This is a genomic window from Yersinia massiliensis CCUG 53443 (assembly GCF_000312485.1).
GTDB lineage: Bacteria > Pseudomonadota > Gammaproteobacteria > Enterobacterales > Enterobacteriaceae > Yersinia > Yersinia massiliensis.
On sequence record NZ_HE997650.1, the window covers coordinates 1 to 24817 of the forward strand.

Below are 24817 nucleotides of genomic sequence, written 5' to 3' on the forward strand. Positions count from 1 at the left end.
AGTCAAGGCTTTATTTGCTTTCTTTCGAACTCAAACTCATTCTTTTCTCTTCCTAACCCGGCGAAGTCTATTTCGTTGTTCCCAGTCAGTGGAGGCGCATTATAGGGAGTTCCTGTCAGGCTGCAACCCCTAATTTGAAAAAACTTTTCAACCGCTGTTTCTTTAGTCAAAACGCCGTCAAATTGGCAGTTTTTGCAGCGTTGGGAAGCCATAACCCTGCAAAACGGGCAATAAAGCGTCAGTATCCGTATTCAACGCCATGCAATACGCAATGTTTTCATCCTGCGAAGAAGCCACATTTTCCTGAGAAGAGATCAACCAGGCGGTACGCCGAGCGATTGCTGCACCGGAATCAACCATACGAGTACCTTCTGGCAGCACTTGTGCTAACTCTTCCGCTAATAAAGGGAAATGGGTACATCCCAATACAATAGTGTCTGGCGGTTCACGCATCGCCAACCATGGATGAAGGATTTTCTTTAATGCTTCCGCAGGTACTACACCACCATGCAGTTTGGTTTCTGCCAGCTCCACCAGCTCCGATGACCCTAATAATTCGATTTTGCAGTCTGTCGCAAAACGCGAAATGAGATCTAAGGTGTAAGAAGCATGAACGGTGCCACGCGTCGCCAATAAACCGACGATACCATTACGGGTGAGCCGCACGGCAGGTTTGATAGCAGGAACCACGCCAACGACTGGGAATGCGAAGCGCTCGCGTAAAGCAGGAAGGGAGACGGTGCTGGCAGTGTTACAAGCAATGACCACAATCGCCAGAGGGTGACGCTGCTGTACTGCGGTGACAATCTCTAATACGCGTTCAACGATGAACTCACCGGATTTCTCCCCATAAGGGAAAGCAACGTTGTCGAAAGCATATATATAGTGGAGATCCGGCAATAGCTGCCGAATCTCTTGATAGACAGAGAGCCCGCCAACACCTGAGTCAAATATCAGTGCCGTCGGGCGAAGAGCGGTATTAGCCTTAGAAGTTGTAGCTTCCTGTAAGGTAATACTCTCGTCCAGCAGTTCTATAGCCATAAGCCGTTTCATATTCTTTATCAAACAGGTTAGCAATTCTACCACGAACTGTTAGATGAGAAGTAACGGGATACGATGCAGAAACGTCTACCGTGCTATAACTCGGCAATTCACGCTGCGTTGTGCTGTACGCAGAGGTGTTATTGTCATAGCGTTTGCCGAAGTACTGATAAGAAACGTCCATGTCTAAGTTGAACATGGTCCAATCTAACTGGTACTTGGCCTGATGTTTAGAGCGACGGGCTAACACTTCGTTGTTTACATCGTTGCGCGGATCAATATATTGCAATGTGACCTGATGAGTGAAGATACCGGTATCAAGATTTCCGGTCCATTCCACACCTTTTATGGTTGCAGAGTTAACATTGTAATATTGCCCAATGTAGGTCAGTGGGTCAGAGTAGTAATCGATCAGGTTTTGTATTTTGTTGTGATAAGCCGATAAGCGCCAATCAAGTGGACCCGTTACCCCTTCCAAACCTGCTTCCCATTGGCGAGACTCTTCCGGTTTAAGGTTACTGTTTGGCTCAATCCGTGGGCTGAAGCGCTGCGCGCCGTACTGTTGACCCAATGATGGTGCCAAGAAGCCGGTACCGTAAGACAACGTCAAACGGTAATCAGGAACGAATTCCCAGCCAGCGGCTGTTTGCCATGTCTCATGCCAACCAAACTGCTCATCTTTGTCTGCACGACCAGAGGCTTCAAGTGTGACGCTATCAAACTTCTGCTGCCCAGTCAGGTATAAGCCGGTGTTATCACGCTTGTAGGTATCAGAAATAGTAGTGTTGGATGAAGCCAAACGTTGCTGCTGCCAATCAAGCCCTGCGCTTAGCGTCGCATTTTCAAAGCTATAAGTGTTGCCCCATTGCAGATTACGCTGATCCATATCGTCGAGCGTAGTGGCTACCCCATAGCGGCCTAATTGGCTGCTGTAGTTGTAATCTTTATATTTTTGGTAACTCGCAATGAACTGAGAAGAGTAAGCGCCCGAAGCATAACGCAAGCCAGCATCATAGGTGTGGTTATACAAACGCTCTTTATCACCACTGTATTCAGGCAGATAAGGGGTACTGCCGACGTCGTAATCGGTGCTATTGGTGTAGCCATAACCTCGGACAAACCCAGAGATCTCTTGGTTGAACTGATGATCCAATCCTGCCCAGAAATTTTTATTACGGAAACCGTCTCGGTCACTGTCTACCGAATAGCTAGAGTCTGGTTTGATATTGAAGCCATTGGTGGTTTGATATCCACCCGCAATCGTCGCTAATGTATCGCCAAAGCGGTGGCGCACGCTGCCATCATATTGCTGATAGCCTTTGGAACCGACACCTGCATTTATCTGCGCACCTTCTTTATCAGATTGCGTGATCACATTGATGACGCCACCAATCGCCCCTGAGCCATATACGGCAGAGCGCGGCCCGCGAATATATTCAACTCGCTGTACCAAGGAGATGGGTATCTGATTAAAGCTAGCAGTATTGACGATACCGGTACGTGCCAAGGGAATACCATCAACCAGCACCAAAACATGCCGCGCCTCAGTGCCACGAATATAAACGGAAGAGCCTTGCCCTATCCCGCCAGTCTGAGCGATATCGACCCCCGGTAAACGGCGCATCACTTCATTGAGGCTTTTGGCCTGCCAGCGATCAATATCATCTCGGGTCACCACATCAGTGGGTGCTAATACGGTGGAAACAGGCTGTTTGAAACGGCTGGCAGTCACCACCATTTCGTCATTATTACTCGTCGTGGTGTTGTTCTGCGCCCAGCCAGAAAATGCCGTCACAGAAAGGGCTGTGAACAGCGTATATTTTTTAATTGTCATAAAGCATCCAAACTCAATTGGCGGATGCCGCAGAGCCATGGCCGGTAGTACGCGACGACCACGAATATTGCGACGTAATACCGGCAGGTCTTCGGGCTTGGGATCTCTAAAAACAGAGCGGGCGATGACTTCCCGTCCTTACGGACAGTGTCTGGTTGAAACCTATCGCCGTGACTTCCCCTTACCGCTGCGCGTCAGCTCCGGATTTACACCGGATTCCCTTTTAACTCTTAGGTGCTTAAGTACTGCATGAGGCCGGACCGCAATGTTACGATTAAGTAAAATGGATGTCTAGACTTCCATTATTCTCATGATGAATAAATAGAACAAAACTGGACATCAGGGCCACTTTCCCTACAATCCGCAGGAATAACACTCTTTATTATGCTCAAACGAGAAGAAACATGACTCACAACATCCTGCCGACTGACGGCTATGACCACCAATTGGCAGAGAAATCCGCCCGTCTTCAGGCAATGATGTTGCCGTTTCAGGCACCCGCTCCCGAGATATTCCGTTCGCCTGTTGAACATTACCGTATGCGGGCCGAGTTTCGCGTTTGGCACGATGAATACGATCTGTACCACATCATGTTTGACCAACAGACCAAGCAGCGCATTCGGGTCGAGCAATTCCCAGTGGCCAGCTTGCTCATCAATCGTCTGATGAGTGCCTTGATGGCCGCTATCAGAGCCGAACCTGTTTTGCGTCGTAAATTGTTCCAGATTGATTACTTATCTACCTTAAGCGGGAAACTGATCGCTTCTTTGCTGTATCACCGTCAGTTAGATGAAGAATGGCAACAAAAGGCATTGGCGTTACGTGATCAGCTCAGAGAACAAGGTTTTGACCTGCAGTTGATTGGGCGAGCATCGAAAACCAAAATCATGTTGGACCACGACTATATCGACGAAGTGTTACCGGTCGCTGGTCGCGAGATGATCTATCGTCAGGTTGAAAATAGCTTCACGCAGCCTAATGCCGCGGTGAATATTCATATGTTGGAATGGGCGCTTGATGTCACTCAGCATGCCAGTGGGGATTTACTGGAGTTGTACTGCGGTAATGGCAACTTCTCGTTGGCATTGGCGCGTAACTTTGATCGGGTACTGGCAACTGAAATAGCCAAACCCTCTGTGGCAGCGGCTCAGTATAATATCGCGGCGAATCACATTGATAACGTGCAGATAATCCGCATGTCAGCGGAAGAATTCACTCAAGCAATGCAAGGTGTTCGTGAGTTTAATCGCCTGAAGGGCATTGATTTAAGCAGCTATAACTGCGAAACCATTTTTGTCGATCCGCCGCGTAGTGGGCTGGATGATGAAACCGTCAAGTTGGTGCAGGCTTATCCGCGCATCCTTTATATCTCTTGTAACCCCGAGACACTGTGCGCCAACCTTGAACAGTTACAGCACACTCATAAAATCAGCCGCTTAGCACTCTTCGATCAATTCCCCTATACCCATCATATGGAGTGCGGGGTCTTGCTAGAAAAGCGCGACTAACTGGCACTGAGCGATCTGCACTGATAAATAGGTGCCGTTGGGAGTCCAACGGCATATTGACTCGTTATGCCCCATGGGCCACACGAGACTATTGCGGCGAATGGTTTTCCGTATTATCCGACCCGATTTCTGAGTCTGCCTGTGCCGATTTCCGTGCTTTTAGCTTGAACAAGATCCAGAACACCAAGGCCACACTGAGAATAGAGGGAAGAAAATTAGAGCCAATCGCCGGATGCTCGACCCGTACAATGGCGCTATACAATAAAATCCCCAATAAGAAACAGGCCGAAGCCAACAGTGGTAATCCTTGCGGCATCGCAAAATGGAGATAACGCTGATGTAAGCAATAAACCGCCAATATTAATGTGATTAGCGGAAAAATTGAAAAAGGCACAAACGCACTAAATAATGCATTGAATGAACCATTTATTGCTAACCCCGTCGTCAATGCCAGCAGTAGAGTGCCTATTTCGCGGCGAGGCTGTTTTTCAGGATAAGAGTGTTCTTCAGATGAAGAGTGCTTTTCAGAATTAGCGTGTTCCATCATTTTCCTTTTCTTATTAAGTACGGGGTACTGCGAGTTTCTCCTGCTCGCGACGATACCAATAATAAGCACCTTTGGAGATCATCCGCAGTTGTAAGACCAAGCGTTCTTCTAACTGTCGCCGTTGTTCAATATCCACGTCCAGCACTTCTGCACCCGCACTGAAGACAATTGTGACCATGGCCTCAGCTTGGGCTTCCGTGAAGCTACGCGGCATATGGTTTTCCAGCTCCAGATAATCAGCCAACTCGGCGATAAAATGCTGAATTTCACGTGCAACCGCGGCGCGGAAAGCAGCAGAGGTTCCTGAACGCTCCCGTAACAATAAGCGGAAGGCGTTAGGATTATTGCCGATAAATTCCATAAACGTAGAAACTGACGTGCGGATAACACTGCCGCCCTTGGCAATCCGCTGACGTGCCTGTCGCATGAGCTGGCGCAACATCAAACCGCTTTCATCGACCATTGTGAGGCCAAGCTCGTCAACATCACGGAAATGCCGGTAAAAAGAAGTCGGCGCAATACCAGCTTCACGAGAAACTTCTCGCAAACTGAGGCTGGCAAAACTCCGCTCTGCACTGAGCTGACTGAACGCCGCTTCGATAAGGGAACGACGAGTCCGCTCTTTTTGTTGTGCTCTGACGCCCATAATCGTGCCCAAGGGATATCCAAATTCTCAATCTAAGACATATAGTCAGCAATATACCAAACTTTATAGTAACAACCGTTATACAAAAGCATCATCCCAATACGGAATTGCCGCTTTACAGTATCCATCACGGTGATTTACCTATTGCTGATTGGGTTATACTCCGGATGATGTTAATGTATCGTTGTAATTTTGTATAATAATAGGTCTCTCCTACATGCAACAGCACTTCCATTTTGATGCCATCGTTATTGGCTCGGGTCCTGGCGGTGAAGGTGCCGCTATGGGGTTGGTCAAGCAAGGCGCCCGAGTTGCCGTGATTGAACGGTACAATAATGTGGGCGGCGGATGTACCCATTGGGGCACTATCCCTTCCAAGGCTTTGCGCCACGCCGTCAGCCGTATTATCGAATTCAACCAAAACCCACTCTACAGTGACAATGCTCGAACCATCAGTTCATCTTTCGCTGATATTTTAAATCATGCAGACCGCGTGATTAACCAGCAAACCCGTATGCGTCAAGGCTTTTACGATCGCAATCATTGCCAGATGTTCTCCGGTGATGCCAGCTTTATAGATGCCAATACTATCAATGTCCGATATGCCGACGGCACCAACGATACGCTGCGCGCTGATAATATCGTTATTGCGACCGGTTCACGCCCCTATCGCCCAGCAAACGTGGATTTTACCCACGAACGTATTTACGACAGTGATACCATTTTGCAGCTCAGCCATGAACCACAACACGTCATTATCTACGGCGCTGGGGTTATTGGCTGCGAATATGCGTCGATCTTCCGCGGTTTAAGCGTCAAAGTGGATTTGATTAATACCCGTGACCGCCTACTGGCTTTTCTTGATCAAGAAATGTCAGATGCTTTGTCTTACCACTTCTGGAATAACGGCGTGGTTATTCGCCACAACGAAGAGTTTGAGCAGATCGAAGGGACGGTTGATGGCGTTATCGTTCATTTGAAATCAGGCAAAAAAGTTAAAGCAGATTGCTTGCTATACGCCAATGGCCGTACCGGTAATACCAGCGGATTAGGGCTAGAAAAAATTGGTTTGGAAGCAGACAGCCGTGGCTTGCTGAAGGTCAACAGTATGTACCAGACAGCGCTGCCTCATGTGTATGCCGTCGGTGATGTGATTGGCTACCCAAGCCTAGCCTCTGCGGCCTATGACCAAGGGCGCATTGCGGCGCAAGCGATGATCAAAGGCGAAGCGAATGTTCACTTGATCGAAGATATCCCGACGGGTATTTACACCATTCCCGAAATTAGCTCCGTGGGTAAAACCGAACAAGAATTGACGGCAATGAAAGTGCCTTACGAGGTCGGTCGCGCGCAGTTTAAACACTTAGCCCGCGCTCAAATTGTCGGGATGAATACTGGCAGCTTAAAAATTCTGTTCCATCGCGAAACTAAGCAAATACTGGGCATTCATTGCTTTGGTGAGCGCGCGGCTGAAATTATCCACATTGGGCAAGCTATCATGGAGCAAAAAGGCGAAGGTAATACGATTGAATACTTCGTTAATACTACCTTCAACTATCCAACAATGGCTGAAGCCTACCGCGTAGCGGCACTTAATGGCTTAAACCGCCTGTTCTAACGTTGGGTTCATGCGCGCTTGCATGTGCTCACGTATCGCCTCGGCAAGTTGCTCATAGCGGCCACGCAATGGGGAGCCGGGGCGGTATACCAAGGCAATCGTACGCTTGGGAACCGGTTTATAACATTCCAGATAGCATACACCGTCACGCTGCCTCTCATTTGGCACAGCCAGTGAAGGCAAGAGTGTGATACCGCTACCTGCTGCAACCATGTTGCGCAAAGTTTCTAAACTGGTGGCACGGAAATGCGTATCTTCATCTGCCCCAGCTTGGAAACAAAAGCCCATCGCTTGATCGCGTAAACAGTGACCATCTTCCAGCATCAGCAACTTTTCACCCGCCAATTCATGCATTTGTACTCTGTCACGATCTGCCCATGGGTGATCGGCGTATATCGCCAATTGCATCGGTTCATCAAAGAGTGGAACTTCAATAAACGCCTCTGTTTCTTTGACTAGCGCAAGGATGGCGCAGTCCAGTTTGCCACTGTCTAATTGAGCTAATAAGTTCTGGGTTTGTGCTTCATGCAGATACATTTCCAGTTTTGGGAATGTGTGATGCAGCGTTGGAATGATTTGCGGCAGCAGATAAGGTCCAACCGTTGGGATCAGCCCGATGTGCAAGGGTCCAGACATGCTCTCACCCTGCAAACTGGCCATTTCTTTCAATACTTTCACTTCACGCAGGACCGTTCTTGCCTGCTCCACCAGCAATAACCCAGCTTGAGTAAATAAGACTTTACGGCTGGTGCGTTCCAACAGCATGACACCTAACTCATCTTCCAATTTACGAATTTGGCCGCTTAAGGTGGGTTGACTGACATGACAAGAATCGGCAGCACGCCGGAAATGCCTGAATTCAGCCAGCGCCACCAAGTATTCTAGATCACGAATGTTCATCGCTGCTCCACTTTATGATAGCCATTGACGATAGATAAGATAGCAACCAGTGATTAGAACTATCAAGCGATAAAATCAATAATGTTTCCCAACGAAGAAACACCCATAAAAATTTAAGCATTTAATTTTTTAATCAAGGAGTTGCAATGTTCGCTAGCCAAGAAGGTCAAAAAATCCCACTGGTGACTTTCCATACCCGTCAGGGCGACAAGTGGATTGATGTCACTACCGACGATTTATTTAGCAATAAAACCGTTATCGTATTTTCACTGCCCGGTGCTTTTACCCCGACCTGTTCTTCCAGCCATTTGCCACGCTATAACGAGCTTGCCGGTGTGTTTAAGCAACATGGCGTTGATAATATTTTGTGTGTTTCCGTCAACGACACCTTTGTGATGAATGCATGGAAGGCTGATCAACACGCTGAAAATATTACCTTTATTCCAGACGGCAATGGTGAGTTCACCAAGAGCATGAACATGCTTGTTGAGAAGGCAGACCTTGGTTTCGGACCACGTTCTTGGCGTTACTCCATGCTGGTACGTAACGGTGTGGTTGAGAAAATGTTCGTTGAGCCGAATAAGCCAGGTGACCCGTTTGAAGTCTCTGATGCTGACACCATGCTGAAATATCTGGCACCTGACTTTAAGGTACAAGAATCTGTTTCAGTATTCACCAAACCGGGCTGCCCATTCTGTGCCAAAGCAAAGCAAATGCTGCAAGAGCGCGGGATCCAATACGAAGAGATCGTGCTGGGTAAAGACGCCACAACCGTCAGTCTGCGAGCAGTGACGGGTCGTGGGACTGTTCCACAAGTGTATATCGGCGGACGCCACATTGGCGGAAGTGATGATTTAGAGAATTATTTCTCAGCCTAATAACATCAACAAAAATAAAGATGAAATGAAGTATCTTGGTAGGCTTCGGCCTACCGTTTTTTTCTGTTTTCCAGTGAGGAGTAGACATGAAAACCTTAAACGTTGATGTTGCCGTTATCGGCGGTGGCACTGCTGGGCTCGGCGCTTATCGCGCTGCCAAACTATCGACCCCAAGTGTGGTGATGATTGAAGGTGGCGAGTACGGCACGACCTGCGCACGCGTCGGTTGCATGCCATCCAAACTGTTGATTGCGGCGGCCGACGCCGTGCATCACATTGAAACCGCCTCCGGATTCGGTATTCATCCGCAAGGTAACACCCTGATTAATGGCCGTGAAGTCATGGACCGTGTGAAGCGCGAACGTGACCGTTTTGTTGGCTTCGTATTGGAAGGCGTCGATAACATTCCGGCTGCTGATAAAATTCAGGGTTATGCTCGCTTTATTGATGACAATACCCTTCAAGTAGATGATCATACACGTATTGTTGCGCAGAGAATTGTCATCGCAACAGGTTCCAGACCCACTTGGCCTGCGGCTTGGAATGCGTTGGATGATCGATTGATTGTGAATGATGACGTTTTTGACTGGGACGATTTACCTGAATCGGTCGCCGTTTTCGGCCCTGGCGTCATCGGGCTGGAACTGGGTCAAGCACTGCATCGGTTGGGCGTTCAGGTGAAAGTATTCGGCGTCGGCGGTGGCGTCGGCCCGCTCACTGATAGTATTGTGCGCAATTACGCCGCAAAAACACTGGGTGAAGAATTCTACCTTGATCCGGATGTGACGGTCGAAGTCATGCAGCGTGAAGGGGATAAAGTCTTTATTCGTTATCTCGATAAAAACGATAAGCCACAAGAGATTATGGTGGATTATGTTTTGGCTGCCACGGGTCGCCGCCCGAATGTCGATAAGCTGGGGCTGGAAAACACCTCATTGGTTCTTGATGAACGTGGTGTGCCGCCGGCTGACAAACTGACGATGCAAACCAGCGTGCCACATATTTTTATCGCCGGTGATGCCAGTAACCAATTACCGCTTCTGCATGAAGCAAGTGACCAAGCTCGTATCGCTGGCGTGAATGCCGGTGGTTTCCCCGAAGTCGTACCAGGTTTACGCCGTAGTCCAATTTCAGTGGTTTTCTCTGACCCGCAAATTGCTATGGTAGGCTCTACCTTCCGCGAATTGACGCAGAAATTCAGTGCATGCGGTTGTTTTGAAATCGGTGAGGTCTCTTTCGAAAATCAGGGCCGCTCACGGGTCATGCTGAAGAACAAAGGTATTTTGCGCGTTTATGGTGAGCAAGGGACCGGCCGTTTCTTAGGTGCTGAAATGATGGGGCCAAGTGCCGAGCACATAGCCCATCTGTTGGCTTGGGCACATCAACAGCAAATGACTATCGACCAAATGCTGGATATGCCTTTTTACCATCCCGTGATTGAGGAAGGTTTGCGTACCGCACTACGAGATTTGCAATCCAAGTTGAGGCTGGGTGCCGATGAAGCCGAGCGTTGCCTGCGTTGTCCTGGCGAATAATATTTCTGGCTAACGATAACAGTTTTATCAAACCGGGTTTTTGTACCCGGTTTTTTTATGCCCTAATTTTGCGTACTGCTTCCATAAAGCTCATCGTCTTACTTGGCAAACCAGCCGCTAATACTCACCATTTGCCCAGTTCTTCCTTCTAAGGAGGAATATCGAATAAGAGCATTGATTTGATATCAATAACGATACTAAAATGGAGGTATCATGAAAGACATGGACAGTCGGGTTGCGCAGATAAAAGCAAATCCCGCTGGCGTTAAATTTCGCGAACTTGTCAAAATATGTAATTTCTATTTTGGCTTTCCGAGACATTACTCCAGCAGCCATCATGTTTACGGTACCCCTTGGCAAGGTGACCCACGGATTAATATTCAAAAGGACAGCAGTGGAATGGCTAAATTTTACTAAGTAAAACAAGTAATTGCTGCCTTGGCTAAACTCGGGGAAATGGAACATGATTAATATAGAACATTATACATACCGGATTACTTGGTCGACTGAAGACGCTGAATTTGTGGGTTTGTGCGCCGAGTTCCCCAGCTTGTCATGGTTAGCTGGAGATCGCGTAGAGGCCCTATCAGGGATTACAACTTTGGTCGCCGATATCTTGAAAGATATGCAAGAAAATGGCGTCACGCCACCAGAGCCATTAGCTGAAAAACGTTATAGCGGAAAACTGGTCCTCCGTTTGCCCCCAGAGCAACATCGGCGTTTGGCGATTAATGCATCTGAAGAAGGGGTGAGTCTAAATCGCTATCTTTGCGCACGGTTAGCCGTTTGAATAAAACCTGTCGGGCTGATATTTCTCCCTCGACAGGTTTGTATTGTTAATCTCACCGATCCCCCGAGACCAAGATCATTAGTTTTTGTTTTTCAGATCAAAACCAATGGGTAATGCTAATGTTATTTGCCCATGTGATAACAATTCGTTAGGGGGCTTGGGTAACGGTTGAGCACGCTTAATCAGTGCTAACGCTTCACGATCTAAAATCGCTACCCCACTGCTTTTAACCAGTTGAGCTGAGAGGACATTTCCGTCTTTATTAACGATAAAACGGATAGTGGCGATACCTTGTTGCCGCTGTTTTTTGGCAATGGGTGGATAGCGCTTAAACCCTATCAGATGCCCCTGTAAGCGGCTTCTCCAATTCATTTTAATCTGCTGCATATGCAAAGAATCGCTATTCATCGCGGCGGCAGTTTCCTGATTTTGGCCTGATAACGAGCTACTGCTCGTTGCGGCGGGTAACGATGGCTTACTCGGGTGAACCAAGGTTTCTTCGGTCACGGGCTTACGTGGCTTCGTCACTTCTTGCTGTGGTCGTTTTATTTTGATCTGCTGCTTTTTAACGATCTCCCGCTCTTTTTCAACATTCAAGATGGCATTAGGGCTTTCAGGAGCCGCCAGTAACTCACTGGCTTGTTCTGGTGGTTCCTCAGTGGGATCAACGGCGGCCTCGCTAGCATTTTGGGTTATTCCCACAACTGGATGTGGCTCTACATTGGGGGTAAATGCAGGTTCAGCCGCCAAACGGACCATCACGGCCATAGGATACGAGTTTAGGACTGTGGTGGGGATGGCGACCAAACTCAGCCACCAAAGCAGATAGGCATGAACACAACTCGCCAATATGGCACTGCTCAACCAAAGAGTCATGCGGTTGTTATTCTGTCTTATTTTCATGTGGTTAATCATTATATTTCTTTATTTTTAACGAGTTATCGGAATGTAACTCACATCAGAGGCTATTCTTCGGCAAACGCAACATGCAGACGATCGGTTAGCGGCTTAAATAAATAGTTAAGCAATGACCTCTCTCCTGTGCGGATGAAAACATCAACTGACATACCGGGCCGGATTTTCAGCGCAGTTTGGTTGGTATCGATGAGGATAGTAAGCGGGTAGTAAGGCTCTAGCGTTTGTGCATGTTGCATTCGATCAGCCCCAATGTGCGAGACAGCGCCATAAAGCCGTGGGGTGGTACTTTGATTAAACGCTGAGAAATTAAGGTCAACCGGCAATCCAATCACGGCTTTATCAATGAGTGCTACTGGGAGCTGGGCTTCAACCAACAAAGGTTGCCCGCTGGGAACCAATTCCATCAATGTTTGCCCAGTGCTCACGACACCACCGATAGTATGTTGCGCAAGCGCGATAACTGAACCGCTGACAGGTGCGATGATTCGGGTATTATCCAATTCATATTCCGCAATACTCAAACGCTGCGCCAACTCTTGTTTATTTTGCTGTGCTTTGGCGAGTTGCTCGCGATTCTCGCTTTGATACTGTTCGTGACGCTGTGAAATATGCTGCTCCGTTTCATCGATAAGCTTATACAACTCCCCGATATCACTCTCGTTTTGCGCGACATTGGTGCGCAAAGAAATGGCCTGACGCTCCATTTCTAATAATTGGTTCTTGGCAACATGACCCTGTTTTGCCAACGACTGCACGCCATGTAACTGTTGTTGGAATAATTCAAGTTGATGCTGGTTATTATCACGTAGGATTTGTAGGCCAATTAGTCGGCTCTGATGGCGGGCTATTTGCGCAGATAACCGCGCAATTTCGCTCAATTGGGCTTGGCGGCGGTGCTGAAAAAGCTGTTGCTGTAAGACGATAATGCCTTCAACCAATGAGTGCGCCGAATCCTGAAACAATTCCTCAGCAAAATGGAGCTCCGGTAAATCATGTTGCTCGGCGACTAAACGAGCTTCTTGAGCCAATGCATTGAGGTACTGTTGCTGTAGATTATCCCGATGGCTTCGTATCACCGTATCATCTAGGGTGATGAGTAATTGCCCCTCGACGATCTCGTCCCCTTCGGCAACATGTATTTGCTGAATACGCCCACCTTGCATGGGCTGAATCACTTTACGGTTTTCAGCAACGACAATTTGCCCCGCGACAGCAATCCCTTTATCTAATGGCGCTAACCCAGCCCAAAACAAAAAACTGCAGAAACCGCCCAAAACCAATAAGCCCCCTAGATTCAGATAGCGCTCGCTATTGGTTTGTAGCGGTGGCGGGCTTTGTTGGTGGTGACTCTTTTCAGATGACATCTGTTTTCTCCCCTCCGTGGAATCTCTATGTAACATCATGGCTTTTCTGAAGCTGTGCGCGCTGATGCCACGCCATATGACGCAGTGTTACTCCAATTATTTTTATTATTGAATGCTTTTACATTCGGTTTGGTCGTAGGCGTGTCCTCCCCTTTACCGCCGTGCAAAACCGACTGAGTGCGACCAAATAATTCCATCTGGCCATTATTGAGTAACAACAGATAATCGCTGCCGGATAAAAGCGCGGGCTTATGGGTAATCATCACGATGGTGCAACCCTGTTGTTTCAGTTGAACAATGCTATCAAGTAAGGCTTTTTCGCCCTCCTTATCCAAGCTGGCATTGGGTTCATCTAACACAATCAGCCGTGGTATGCCGTACATAGCTCGCGCCAAAGCGATGCGCTGGCGCTGACCGCCAGACAGCCCCTCACCCTCATCCCCGAGCAAGGTGTCATAGCCTTGTGGTAGGTGGAGGATTAACTCATGTACATCGGCGAGCTGCGCAGCCGCGATCACTTTTGCGGTATCAATCTGACCAAAACGTGCAATATTTTCAGCAATGGAGCCACAAAATAACTGGATATCTTGCGGCAGGTAGCCAATAAATTCCCCCAATCGAGTTTTATCCCATTGAGACAAATTGGCACTGTCTAAGCGGACGGAGCCACTAAAGGCCGGTTTACAGGCCACCAACAATTTTGCCAACGTACTCTTCCCGCTACCCGATGGTCCTAATACGCCAAGAACATCACCAGGTTGCAACTCAAAACTGATGGCCTGCAACACAGGGTGATGTGTGCCTGGTTTGCAGACAGTCAGTTGTGTCACGCTTAGCTTCCCTGTTGGAGGAGATAGCTGTATACCGGCGTGAACAGGTGGATGTTGGGCGAGCAAGTTGGCCAGACGCAGATAAGATAATCGCGCATGATTCCACTGTTTCCAGACAGCGATAACTTGATCAATGGGGCTTAATACGCGCCCAATTAAAATGGATCCTGCGATCATCACGCCCGCCGTAATGGCACCATCAATAACCAGCAATGCACCTAATCCCAGCATCATTGATTGCAACGCCTGTCGGCTGGCCTTCGATATGGCGGTCACTTGACTACTCTTATCACTGGCAAGATTTTGTTGATAAAGAAAATGGGAATGTGATGCGAGCCAACGCTGACGTAAGGCCGTTAACATGCCCATAGCCTCAATGGCATCAGCATTACGTAAATTCGCATTTGCCTGTTGAGTGGCTTGGGAAGTGATGACTGACGCGGCTTTAAGGGTTTTTTTGCCGATGGAATGATTGAGCCAAGCGAGAAAAATCAATATTCCCGCACCTGCAGTAGCTAACACACCAAGCCAAGGGTGAAGTAAGAAAATCACCATTAAATACAGCGGAAACCAAGGCGCATCAAAAAAAGCAAACAGTGCGTGGCCGGTCGCGAATTGACGCAAAGTGGTGAGGTCATTTAATGCTTGTGCAGCGGGTGCTTTATCGCCCACGAGTTGAGAAGCAAAAGCCGCGTTAAACACCTGTTGATTTAGCTGCATATCAATTCGCGTTCCGAGCCGGATCACAACAGCACTGCGAACCCATTCTAATAAGCCAATAAAAGCAAATACGCCAAGCACAAGGATGGTCAGCATTAATAACGTCATAGTATTGGTTGAGGCAAGAACGCGGTCATAAACTTGCAGCATATAAATTGCTGGCGCTAACATCAGTAAATTAATGACGGCGGTAAATAATCCGATCCCCCAAAGGTTTTTTTTATGATCGGTTAATATCGAGAAAATAGTTGGGGAGGCCGAAGAATGATTGGGCGTTTTGCTGAAGTCCATGGCATCCATTTCCATACTAAAAGTAATATAACTGTCAGATTTAAAATCGTGCTATTGGCTCGTCAAATTAACGATAAATTAAAACGCCACCAATATCGATAAATCAGAATTATCAAGATGGTGATGATAGTGTATTGCCTTCACTAATATACTATTCTTCACCCATCTTTAACTGTTTGACGATGAACTGCAATATCGTTTCATTCAACAGTGAATTTAACTTCGCTTTTATCATCACAATAATACCCATTTTAAATAAAAAACATAACATTAGCCATTGAACTATTATTGGTTGGTGAGATTGTTATTTTAGAATTCAGTTAAATTGATTCATATTAATTTTAATGACATGAGGTAAACCACCACCGTCGCCAATAAACCAGTTCACCAGAATACGGTGGTGGAGTACTGTAATTTAATTCATCAGATAACAATTTCCTGACCGTCTATCTCGGGCTGAAATAGATTTATGCAGCAATCAACAGTGCATCACTATCATCTGCAATTCCGACAGTGGCAATTTCTGGGGCATCACTCATCACATCGAATTGGCTAGCAATATCTATATCTTTGAGTTTTGCATCTACATCAATGCCCTTAGCTTTAAGGATTTCCAGCATCGGTTCGGCGTTGCCTCGCATTAAGCCATATACCGATTTATGCATTTCTCCTTGCTGATTTTCCTCCTTCGATTTGTTATCGTCGTATTCGCCAGAAATATCTAACCCACTCAATTTTAGCTGTACTTCACTCAGGTATTTACCATTAGGATTAGAGGTAAGTCCCTCCCCCAGTTCTAAACTGTCCATTTTGCCGTAGAACGTATGTTGCGGCATAAAGGAATAGGTTACATCCCCTTCAACAATCATGGCTGTATCTGCCACATGCGAACTTGGTAAAGAGTATTTGGTACCTGAAAAGCCGGTCCCTCCTTCAAACTCACCGTATTTGCGGCTACCTCTGGCTGCCTCCGTGATATCACCATGTTTTTCTGCCCACTCGTGCGTATAAGTCGAGATGGAATAATCAGCGAATTCACTATCGTATTTAATGGTTATGGTCATAATAATTTCCTTATATTAATTAATAACGAATGAGTGACTTATCATTGAGCCACCCTGACTCACAGGCGAATTTATTACTCACCTGAATACTAAAATCATTATATTTAAATAAGTTATCTGTTTTATAAATTATTGGATGCTGTGTGTTATCTATTTAAAATATGTATGTTAGAACTTATATTCAAAACCGCCCTGTATAGTTCGACCTCGATTTGGGGAGAAGGAAAGAGAATCCCCATAGCTCACGATATAAGCTCGATTAGTGATATTTTCTATTGAACTGCGCAAAGTAAGATTATTCGTTACCTTATAACTGGCATAAAGATCAAATAAGGTATATTTCGGCCAATCCGCCACATAAGCAACAAAGACATTACCGTCCTTAGACAGTGCCGTATAATCCTGATGCCCTTTGTTATAACGGATAATGGTACCGAAATCTAGCTTTTGATCAAATATTCTTCCACCTAACGTTAGGCTACCACGATCACCGGGTAAATAAGCAGAGGAACCAAATATATTATTCGTTTTCTTACATACGACTAAATCATTCACTGGATGGCCTTCAACAGCATAACGATGCTTTTGCTTATTTCTTAATACAGTATTCACCCCGCCTAACCATGCATATTTTGAACAAATACTATTTACACCAATCATTCTGGTATAATTTAAATTTGTATAAATAAAGCCAGCATCATAACTTAATTGATACTCCAGCCCTCGAAACTGGGTCTCCAATAAGTTATTAATATAAGTTGCATTCGCAAAGGAAGCATGACCAAACTTAGGTTTTTGTTTGGATAATTCAAGGTTAATATAATCACTGACGCGGGTATCAAAGTACGCCAGTTTTGCGACGAAGCGATCTTCATTGATAAACAAGCCTTGTTTCTGAAGATTAATACCGGCTTCCCACGCCTTAGATTTTTCAGTCGCCAATACAGGGTTCGGTAAAGACCAACCGTGCCCATGCGCACTGCCGGTGGCGAGTACTTCGGTAATCGCCGGTGGTCGCCAGGATTTGCCGTAATTACCAAAGAATTCCAACCACTGAACCCCGGGCTTGATACCCATGGCCATAGTGGGTGAAAATTGTTGCTCCCGCCGATCAACATTCCAATTCATTTTCGTATCTACATTAGAAGAGCATCGCGTAGCTGCTCTGTAAGACTGTTCATGCACTTTTCGGTTACAGGGATTTTCACGGGTATAAGGATGGCGAAAATCAGAAGTCCACATCCAAGTATTCCCTTGCAAGCGGTAGTGATCATAACGTAAGCCGCCTTCTAACCTTAGCCAATCGCTATAGTCGTAATTAACCTGCGCAAAAGTACTGGTAATAGTGCGTTTTCCTGGTGGAGTGACCCCTAACATGGACTCATGAGTTGAATTACCTCGCGAACGGTCACTGAACCACTCTAGGCCATAATTCAGTCGAAATTGATGCTGATCTACAGGGGCGAATAAGCTGGTGTTTTGCAGTTGTAACCCCTGAGTCGTTAAACGGGTTTGGGTCCAGAATTTATCGCGGAAAACGGGGCTGGCATTATGGGTATCGGTTTTATCGTCGGTATCAACATAATAGATTTTTGCCGTCATATCCAACCACGCGATATGCTCTGGCTTTAAGCTATAATCCAGCCCGACATTACTATTCTTCACATCACTGACGCTGCTGCTTAACCAACCGTAATTTATCTTACGCTTCGAGTTTGGCCGATCATAAACATGTGTGAACATGCCAGCATTGGGGCTATTAATTTGTGTCTGCAAATAGCTTAATACCAAACGCTGATCGGTAGAGATATTCCACCCCACTTTGGCCAACTGTGAGTCCATTTTATAATTAGAAAAATCAACTTTGATTTTCTTCATTTCTTCACCCAGCGTTTTGGAACCTCTGCCAAAACGAATGTCACCAATATGACCTTTATTTCCTGGCCAATATTCTTTCAAATTCCGTTCACTGGCAGCCAATATTATATCGCCATATTCATTCCCGATTGCGAGTACCGCACTACCGATAAATTGAGTGCCATTATCGCCGGTTATTGCACGGACTTTACCGCCAATCTCTTTTCCTGGTTCGAGAAAATCACTGGCATTAAAAGTCCTGAAAGTGGCAATACCGCCAATAACACCGGCCCCTCCTATACCACTGCTAGGGCCCTTTTCAATGACAACACTACTCAGTATTTCGGGATCGATATACATCACCCCATGGCGCTGCCCATGACCACTTTTCATAAAATTCTGACGCATGCCATCAATATTCATATTGACGCGGCCATAGTCCTGCATGCCACGGATATTGATGGATAATGCCGGATCTTGCTGACTTACACTGGAATAGACACCCGATGTTTGCTCTAATATATCCGCCACATGACGTGCTGGCCGGTTATCCATTTGTTCTCTGGATATCTCGCTCACTGAGTGTATTTCATCGTAAACCCAGTCGCCTTCCTGAGCATGACTCGTCTCTTCGACTTTGAGCTTATCTAGCACCATGTCATTTTTATTCGATGATGATACTGCTGTTTCCGCGCTAGCATCTTCAGTATAGCCCTGAGTGGTGAGGGCTAAAATGAGGCCCAATGCAATCTTATTCTTTGAGATTATGGTTTCTTTCTTATCTCTAGCCATATTATCCATTTATGAAAACTCATCCTTATTAATACAAAAGAAATACATACATTAATTATTTTAGTCTTAACGATTTACCCGTCATTTGGATAATAGCTATCCGCTCCGAGCGATATAAATAACCGGATAATTAATGTGTCGTAATTTTCTATCAAGTATTTAAATAACGTAAACCACACAAAGAGGGGTTAATTAAACCAGAATAATTGACATGCTTTATCCGTGAGGCAATTAACCTTTCTAATTAAGGTCTTCCGTTATTAGCATAGAGCTGATTTTTTAATTCATTAATGCTAGTCGAAGATATATTCCCACGCCATTATTTGAGAATAATTATCATAATCATTTGTGGTTATAAACTCAATCATCTTCAAGAATAAAAAAGTATGTCACTGAGAATATTGATTTTATAGAAAGAATAATTCATCGATAAATAAGTGTTGCTGTAACGTTGATTGAATTTCTGAGTCGGTGAATTAATAGGAATATTCGGGGCGGGTATATCTAAAAGAGCGGGCCACTGTAAAGTGACCCGTAATCGGTATTAGTACACAGCAAACTAAAACAGGCGGGTTTTAGCTTCAGCGATAGCAAAGGCGACTTGCTGTGGCGATACGCCGCCTTTAGCGACACGTTTATCCAGACAAGACTGTAAGGCCAGAATCGGATACACATCGTCACCAATGACAGTACTGAATTTTTGCAAATCACTGAGCGATAGGGCTTCTAGCGCTTTACCCTGACGAATGGCTTCCACCACGGCTTCGCCAACAATGTGGTGCGCTTCACGGAACGGCACGCCTTTAGCGACCAAATAGTCAGCCAGTTCTGTTGCGTTAGCGTAGCCCTGTTCAGCCGCTTCTTGGCAACGTGGGCGTTTTACCTGAATGCCATCCAAAACCAGTGCGCCCATGTGCAAGCAATCGAGCCAAGTATCGAGCGCATCAAACAGCCCTTCCTTGTCTTCCTGCATGTCTTTGTTATAGGCCAAAGGCAAGCCTTTTAGCGTCATCATCATGCCGGTCAATGCACCTTGTACTCGGCCACATTTACCGCGAATTAATTCCAATGCATCTGGGTTCTTCTTTTGCGGCATCAGGGAAGAGCCTGACGTCACACGATCAGATAAGTCGACAAATGCTGCTTCACCACTGTTGAAGAAAATTAAATCTTCAGCGAAGCGAGATAGATGCACCATGCCGATACTGGCATCCGATAGGAGTTCTAACACGTGGTCACGATCAGAAACGCTATCGAGGCTGTTACGGGTCGCAGAAGCAAAACCTAACCAGCCCGCCAATTGCTCGCGATCGATAGCATAAGCTGTACCTGCCAATGCCCCACTGCCTAATGGGCTGACATCCAAGCGTTTCAGGGTATCTTGCAGACGGCTTTCATCACGGGCGAGCATTTCAACATAGGCCAAACACCAATGGGCAAAAGTCACCGGCTGGGCGCGTTGTAAGTGGGTATAACCCGGCATCACCGCATCCTGATTAGCTTCAGCCGTAATAACCAACGCCTGCTGCAACTGCTGAACAGCGGCTTTTAATTCGGTTACCTGGAATTTGCACCACAATTTTAGGTCCGTCGCGACCTGATCGTTACGGCTACGGCCAGTGTGCAGCTTTTTGCCTAAATCGCCGACCTTATCAATCAGTTTGGTTTCTACCCAGCTATGGATATCTTCCGCATCGCTATTCAAAATGGCCTGTGGATCGGCCTGCACTTCTTCTAACAAAACAGAAAGTGCCTGCTCTAATTGTTGCTGCTCGTCTGCGCTTAATACACCAACGGTGACCAGCGCCTTCGACCAAGCAACAGACCCGATAATATCCTGCTCTGCTAGCCGGTAATCAAACCGCAGGGAATCGTTGAATTGTTTAAAACGCTGATCTGCTGCCTGACTGAACCGTCCGCCCCACAATGCCATAATCTTGCTTCCCTAATTACACGATAGAATACCCTGCGCTGTTGCAGCGACAGGCTTGTTAGCTGGCTGCCAACAACCTGCCACGCCAATAGCGTCGGGTAAAGGAATTTAAATAAACAGTATCACGCCAGAATACGGGTACCAATGGGCACACCATTAAACAATGCTGGCAGTTGATCTGCATGACGCCAACTGGCGATATCGACTGGGCGGCCCAATGAACGTGCCGCATCCAGCGCCGCATTCACTTTAACAATCATGCCATCGGTAATAATACCTTGAGCAATCAATTGTTCTGCTTTCTGCGCCGTCATCTCTGCAATCCGCTGGCCTTTGCCATCCAAAATGCCGCTCACATCGGACAGCAAAATCAGATCTGCGCCCAATGTCGCGGCCAGCGCTGTTGCAGCCTGATCCGCATTCACATTCATCAGCTTACCATCAGCCGTTATGCCAATTGAGCTGATAATTGGCATATACCCGACAGCCAGCAAGGTTTGCACCAATGCTGGTGAACCCGGTTGAGCTTTACCTACATGCCCTAACTCGGCATCTAACGGCGTCACCGGCACAGTATCACCATCACCTAAACACAGGCCAACGGCATTGATTTGATGTTTTATCGCCCAGGCCAACAAGGTTTTGTTGGCCGTTCCTGCCAGTGCGCCAGTGATAATATCAATCTGATCAGCCGGAGTAACCCGCAGGCCATTTTTCTTGACGACCGGCAACGCGAGTTTTTTCATCAGGTCATCAACCAGACAGCCACCACCGTGCATAATCACAAGCGGGCGCTCATGCTTCTCACGATAGGTCACTAATGCAGTAAACAGGCGTTCCAGCGCTTCTTCGCTGTCCAGCAACACGCCACCTAATTTAATGACCAACGGGTTTATCATGTTTCGCCTCAATCTAATTGGATAAAGTATCTGTATCTGCCCATTCTGGCTCGGTAACTGGCTACCCTAGAGTGACTCACAGTAGGGATTGAGTTTCCGCAAAGCCAAAACGAATATTCATGCATTGTACGGCCTGTGCCGCCGCACCTTTCAGCAGGTTATCTTCTGTCGCGACAATGATTAAATGCTCGCCTTTTACAGAGAAACCAATATCACAGAAAGGTAGGCCGACGACGGCTTTCAGTGCCGGTACACCTTGCTGATATAACCGCACTAGCGGCTTATCTTGATAAGCATTGTGATACGCCTCAGCGATATCCTCTGCCGTCACGCCCGCCTTCAATCGGCAAGTGATCGTCGCCAAAATACCGCGCGCGAAGTTGCCTAGGTGCGGAGTGAAAATCACCGGCGTACCCAAATGAGCAACAATCTCGGGTTGATGACGATGATTAAACAAACCGTACGGCTGTAAACTTACTTCGCAAAAACTGTTACCGATGCTGGCTTTACGCCCCGCACCGCTGACGCCACTGACGGCGTTAATCACTGGCCATTGCGCATCATTGAGTAAACCGCCGTCCACTAACGGTTTTAGCGCCAGTTGTGAAGCGGTTGGATAGCAGCCAGGGACCGCGATCAATTGGGCTTGTTTGATATCTTCTGCTTGCCATTCAGCCAACCCATAGACCGCTTTATCCAGCCAATCCGCGTGCTGGTGCTCAAAACCGTAATACTGGCTGTAGAACGCGGCATCCTGAACTCGGAATGCGCCAGAGAGGTCGAATACAACGCAACCTGCGGCTAAAAATTGTGGCGCTAAGTCATGGCTGACTTCATGGGCAGTGGCAAGAAAAACCACATCGACACCTTTTGCCGCCTGAGCCACATCCACCAAGGGTTGCAGCGGAAGATCGATGATGCCTTTTAGCTGCGGGTGCAGGTCAGAAAGTAATTTTCCTGCATCTGCACTTTGCGCTGAAACCGTTAAACCGGTTATGTTCATATGTGGGTGACGATTTAGGTAAGCCGTAAGCTCCGCGCCGGCATAGCCACTAGCACCAACAATTAGCGTATTTAACATGGGTTCAGTTCACCTTACCTTGCTTACTTGATGTTGCAGCGATGTGGGTGAGATTCATCCGCTGGCTGTAACACCCCGTGCTTTGGCTATAAAAATGTTATTGGGTTTAAACACATAAATTGGTTTTAAAAACATAAGTAGTCAAAACCAGTTTTTGGGTAGTCAGCAAGGTTTTACTGTCCCCCACGCGATTGGGCATTGACATTTTCGTAAATTTAAGGGCGTTTTAAGGTTCCCTTACGCTTAAGCTTAATGTATTTTTATTCATAATAATTGCATGAATATTGATACTATCCTAACCAAAGGCTGTCAACAGTGAAGATGAAATTACCTCCATTTATTGAGTTGTATCGGGCGTTAATCGCCACGCCTTCCATCAGCGCGACCGATGGCGCCCTTGATCAAAGTAATGAGGCGTTAATCAACTTGTTGGCTGGATGGTTCTCAGACTTAGGTTTTCGTATCGAAATCCAACCCGTTCCCAATACACGCCATAAATTTAACCTGCTTGCGAGTATCGGAGAAACGAATAGCGGTACAAGCAAAGGGGGGCTGCTGCTGGCTGGCCATACCGATACTGTGCCTTACGATGAAGGGCGTTGGACGCGAGATCCCTTCACACTGACCGAGCACGACAATAAGTTATACGGTTTAGGTACTGCCGATATGAAAGGCTTTTTTGCCTTTATTTTAGATGCCGTGCGCGATATCGATGCCAGCAAGCTGAGTAAACCGCTGTATATTCTGGCCACCGCCGATGAAGAAACCACGATGGCAGGCGCGCGCTATTTTGCCGCCTCCTCCCAGTTGCGCCCTGACTTTGCCATTATTGGCGAACCCACCTCACTGCAACCCGTGAGGGCACACAAAGGGCATATTTCCAACGCCATCCGTATTACGGGCCAATCCGGCCATTCCAGTGATCCAGCGCGTGGCGTCAATGCGATTGATTTAATGCATGAATCCATTACTGAGTTAATGAAACTGCGCACTAAGTTGCAAGAGCGTTATCACAATCCTGCATTTACCGTCCCTTATCCGACGATGAACTTTGGTCATATCAACGGTGGTGACGCTGCAAACCGCATCTGTGCTTGTTGTGAATTGCATATGGATATCCGCCCATTGCCCGGTCTCACTTTAAGTGATCTGGATGAGTTGATGGCAGAGGCACTGGCACCGGTGAGTGAACGCTGGCCAGGCCGCTTGAGCATTGATGAACTGCATCCCCCGATTCCTGGCTATGAATGCCCGACAGACCATCATATGGTCGGTGTTATTGAGAAATTATTGGGTGAGCGTACTGCGGTGGTGAACTACTGTACTGAAGCGCCGTTTATCCAGCAAATCTGCCCGACGTTGGTACTGGGGCCCGGCTCAATTAATCAGGCCCACCAGCCAGATGAATTTATCGATATGGCCTTTATCGAACCCACTCGTGAGCTGATTGGCCAGTTAGTTGACCATTTTTGTCAGCAAAAATAACTCTAATGAGGTAGACGGATCAATATTGCCCATAAGCCAGACTGATAACCTAACCTCGGTAATTAAATTTCAGAAATATCCCTAAAATTGATGTTTTTTTGCTGAAAATAGTGTCAATTGGGGTATGGAATTGAACGTGGCGAGTGGAATTGTCCATCTCAGCCTTCTGGGTGAAATTAATTTACATACCCATCAAGTTACGAAGGGTACAAAAAGAAATCATATACCCAATAGATTTCAAGATGCAGGCAGGCGGCCAGCGAAATAAGCCTCTTTGCCTGCAACT

20 protein-coding genes and 1 riboswitch are annotated in these 24817 nt (G+C 46.8%); of the genes, 7 read left to right on the forward strand and 13 right to left on the reverse strand.

Going from position 1 to position 24817, the window contains the following annotated elements; translation table 11 throughout:
• Positions 1–177 precede the first annotated feature (177 nt).
• Together murI and btuB are read right to left on the reverse strand one after the other, a co-directional pair.
• Positions 178–1041: a glutamate racemase gene (gene murI, locus BN68_RS20135; RefSeq protein WP_019212994.1), complete on the reverse strand. Its 864-nt coding sequence runs from the start codon at positions 1039–1041 to the stop codon at positions 178–180.
• Positions 986–2875 (reverse strand): TonB-dependent vitamin B12 receptor BtuB, encoded by a 1890-nt coding sequence (gene btuB / locus BN68_RS20140; protein WP_019212995.1) that lies wholly within the window; start codon positions 2873–2875, stop codon positions 986–988. The genes murI and btuB overlap by 56 nt, the downstream gene beginning before the upstream one ends.
• 65 nt (positions 2876–2940) lie before the next feature.
• A riboswitch (cobalamin riboswitch) is annotated at positions 2941–3150 on the reverse strand.
• Positions 3151–3279: 129 nt separating this feature from the next.
• On the opposite strand from btuB, the gene trmA reads away from it, so the two are divergent.
• A complete protein-coding gene (gene trmA / locus BN68_RS20145) occupies positions 3280–4383 on the forward strand; it encodes a tRNA (uridine(54)-C5)-methyltransferase TrmA (protein WP_019212996.1) in 1104 nt (367 codons plus the stop codon).
• A gap of 88 nt (positions 4384–4471) precedes the next feature.
• On the opposite strand, the gene BN68_RS20150 is transcribed toward trmA, so the two are convergent.
• Positions 4472–4930, reverse strand: a complete 459-nt coding sequence (locus BN68_RS20150; protein WP_072085380.1) for a YijD family membrane protein — start codon at positions 4928–4930, stop codon at positions 4472–4474.
• Positions 4931–4943: 13 nt separating this feature from the next.
• Positions 4944–5576: an HTH-type transcriptional repressor FabR gene (gene fabR, locus BN68_RS20155; protein ID WP_019212998.1), complete on the reverse strand. Its 633-nt coding sequence runs from the start codon at positions 5574–5576 to the stop codon at positions 4944–4946.
• 217 nt (positions 5577–5793) lie between these two features.
• On the opposite strand from fabR, the gene sthA reads away from it, so the two are divergent.
• The gene (gene sthA, locus BN68_RS20160; protein WP_019212999.1) at positions 5794–7194 is read left to right on the forward strand and encodes a Si-specific NAD(P)(+) transhydrogenase; all 1401 of its coding nucleotides are present in this window, start codon (positions 5794–5796) and stop codon (positions 7192–7194) included.
• Here sthA and oxyR read toward each other — a convergent pair.
• Positions 7177–8094, reverse strand: a complete 918-nt coding sequence (oxyR, locus tag BN68_RS20165) for a DNA-binding transcriptional regulator OxyR (RefSeq protein WP_019213000.1) — start codon at positions 8092–8094, stop codon at positions 7177–7179. The genes sthA and oxyR overlap by 18 nt on opposite strands.
• A 146-nt stretch (positions 8095–8240) precedes the next feature.
• On the opposite strand from oxyR, the gene BN68_RS20170 reads away from it, so the two are divergent.
• The 4 genes from BN68_RS20170 to BN68_RS20185 all read left to right on the forward strand — a co-directional run bounded on the left by BN68_RS20170 (position 8241) and on the right by BN68_RS20185 (position 11297).
• Positions 8241–8972, forward strand: a complete 732-nt coding sequence (locus BN68_RS20170) for a glutathione peroxidase (protein WP_019213001.1) — start codon at positions 8241–8243, stop codon at positions 8970–8972.
• Between the two features lie 86 nt (positions 8973–9058).
• Complete coding sequence (locus BN68_RS20175) at positions 9059–10507, forward strand: dihydrolipoyl dehydrogenase (RefSeq protein WP_019213002.1); 1449 nt, start codon at positions 9059–9061, stop codon at positions 10505–10507.
• Between the two features lie 213 nt (positions 10508–10720).
• Positions 10721–10924 carry a hypothetical protein gene (locus BN68_RS20180; RefSeq protein ID WP_019213003.1) on the forward strand — a complete coding sequence of 68 codons (204 nt, stop codon included), beginning with the start codon at positions 10721–10723 and terminating at the stop codon, positions 10922–10924.
• 46 nt (positions 10925–10970) lie between these two features.
• Positions 10971–11297 (forward strand): type II toxin-antitoxin system HicB family antitoxin, encoded by a 327-nt coding sequence (locus BN68_RS20185; protein WP_019213004.1) that lies wholly within the window; start codon positions 10971–10973, stop codon positions 11295–11297.
• A 78-nt stretch (positions 11298–11375) separates the two neighbouring features.
• Here the strand turns inward: BN68_RS20185 and BN68_RS20190 are convergent, their stop codons facing one another.
• The 8 genes from BN68_RS20190 to argC all read right to left on the reverse strand — a co-directional run bounded on the left by BN68_RS20190 (position 11376) and on the right by argC (position 23046).
• Entirely contained in the window at positions 11376–12200 is an 825-nt protein-coding gene (locus tag BN68_RS20190; RefSeq protein WP_042807046.1) for a TonB family protein, read from the reverse strand.
• Positions 12201–12262: 62 nt separating this feature from the next.
• Positions 12263–13579, reverse strand: coding sequence for an HlyD family type I secretion periplasmic adaptor subunit (locus BN68_RS20195; protein ID WP_019213006.1), 1317 nt, complete (start codon positions 13577–13579; stop codon positions 12263–12265).
• Positions 13580–13614: 35 nt separating this feature from the next.
• Positions 13615–15435, reverse strand: a complete 1821-nt coding sequence (locus BN68_RS20200; protein WP_186375627.1) for a type I secretion system permease/ATPase — start codon at positions 15433–15435, stop codon at positions 13615–13617.
• Between the two features lie 452 nt (positions 15436–15887).
• A complete protein-coding gene (locus BN68_RS20205; RefSeq protein ID WP_019213009.1) occupies positions 15888–16484 on the reverse strand; it encodes a heme acquisition protein HasA in 597 nt (198 codons plus the stop codon).
• A gap of 168 nt (positions 16485–16652) precedes the next feature.
• A complete protein-coding gene (locus BN68_RS20210) occupies positions 16653–19142 on the reverse strand; it encodes a TonB-dependent hemoglobin/transferrin/lactoferrin family receptor (protein WP_019213010.1) in 2490 nt (829 codons plus the stop codon).
• A gap of 550 nt (positions 19143–19692) precedes the next feature.
• Positions 19693–21066 (reverse strand): argininosuccinate lyase, encoded by a 1374-nt coding sequence (gene argH / locus BN68_RS20215; RefSeq protein WP_019213011.1) that lies wholly within the window; start codon positions 21064–21066, stop codon positions 19693–19695.
• Positions 21067–21188: 122 nt separating this feature from the next.
• Positions 21189–21965 (reverse strand): acetylglutamate kinase, encoded by a 777-nt coding sequence (argB, locus tag BN68_RS20220; RefSeq protein ID WP_019213012.1) that lies wholly within the window; start codon positions 21963–21965, stop codon positions 21189–21191.
• Between the two features lie 76 nt (positions 21966–22041).
• Entirely contained in the window at positions 22042–23046 is a 1005-nt protein-coding gene (gene argC / locus BN68_RS20225) for an N-acetyl-gamma-glutamyl-phosphate reductase (RefSeq protein WP_019213013.1), read from the reverse strand.
• Between the two features lie 321 nt (positions 23047–23367).
• Between argC and argE the strand changes: the two genes are divergently transcribed.
• The gene (gene argE / locus BN68_RS20230; RefSeq protein WP_019213014.1) at positions 23368–24531 is read left to right on the forward strand and encodes an acetylornithine deacetylase; all 1164 of its coding nucleotides are present in this window, start codon (positions 23368–23370) and stop codon (positions 24529–24531) included.
• The last annotated feature ends 286 nt before the right edge of the window (positions 24532–24817 follow it).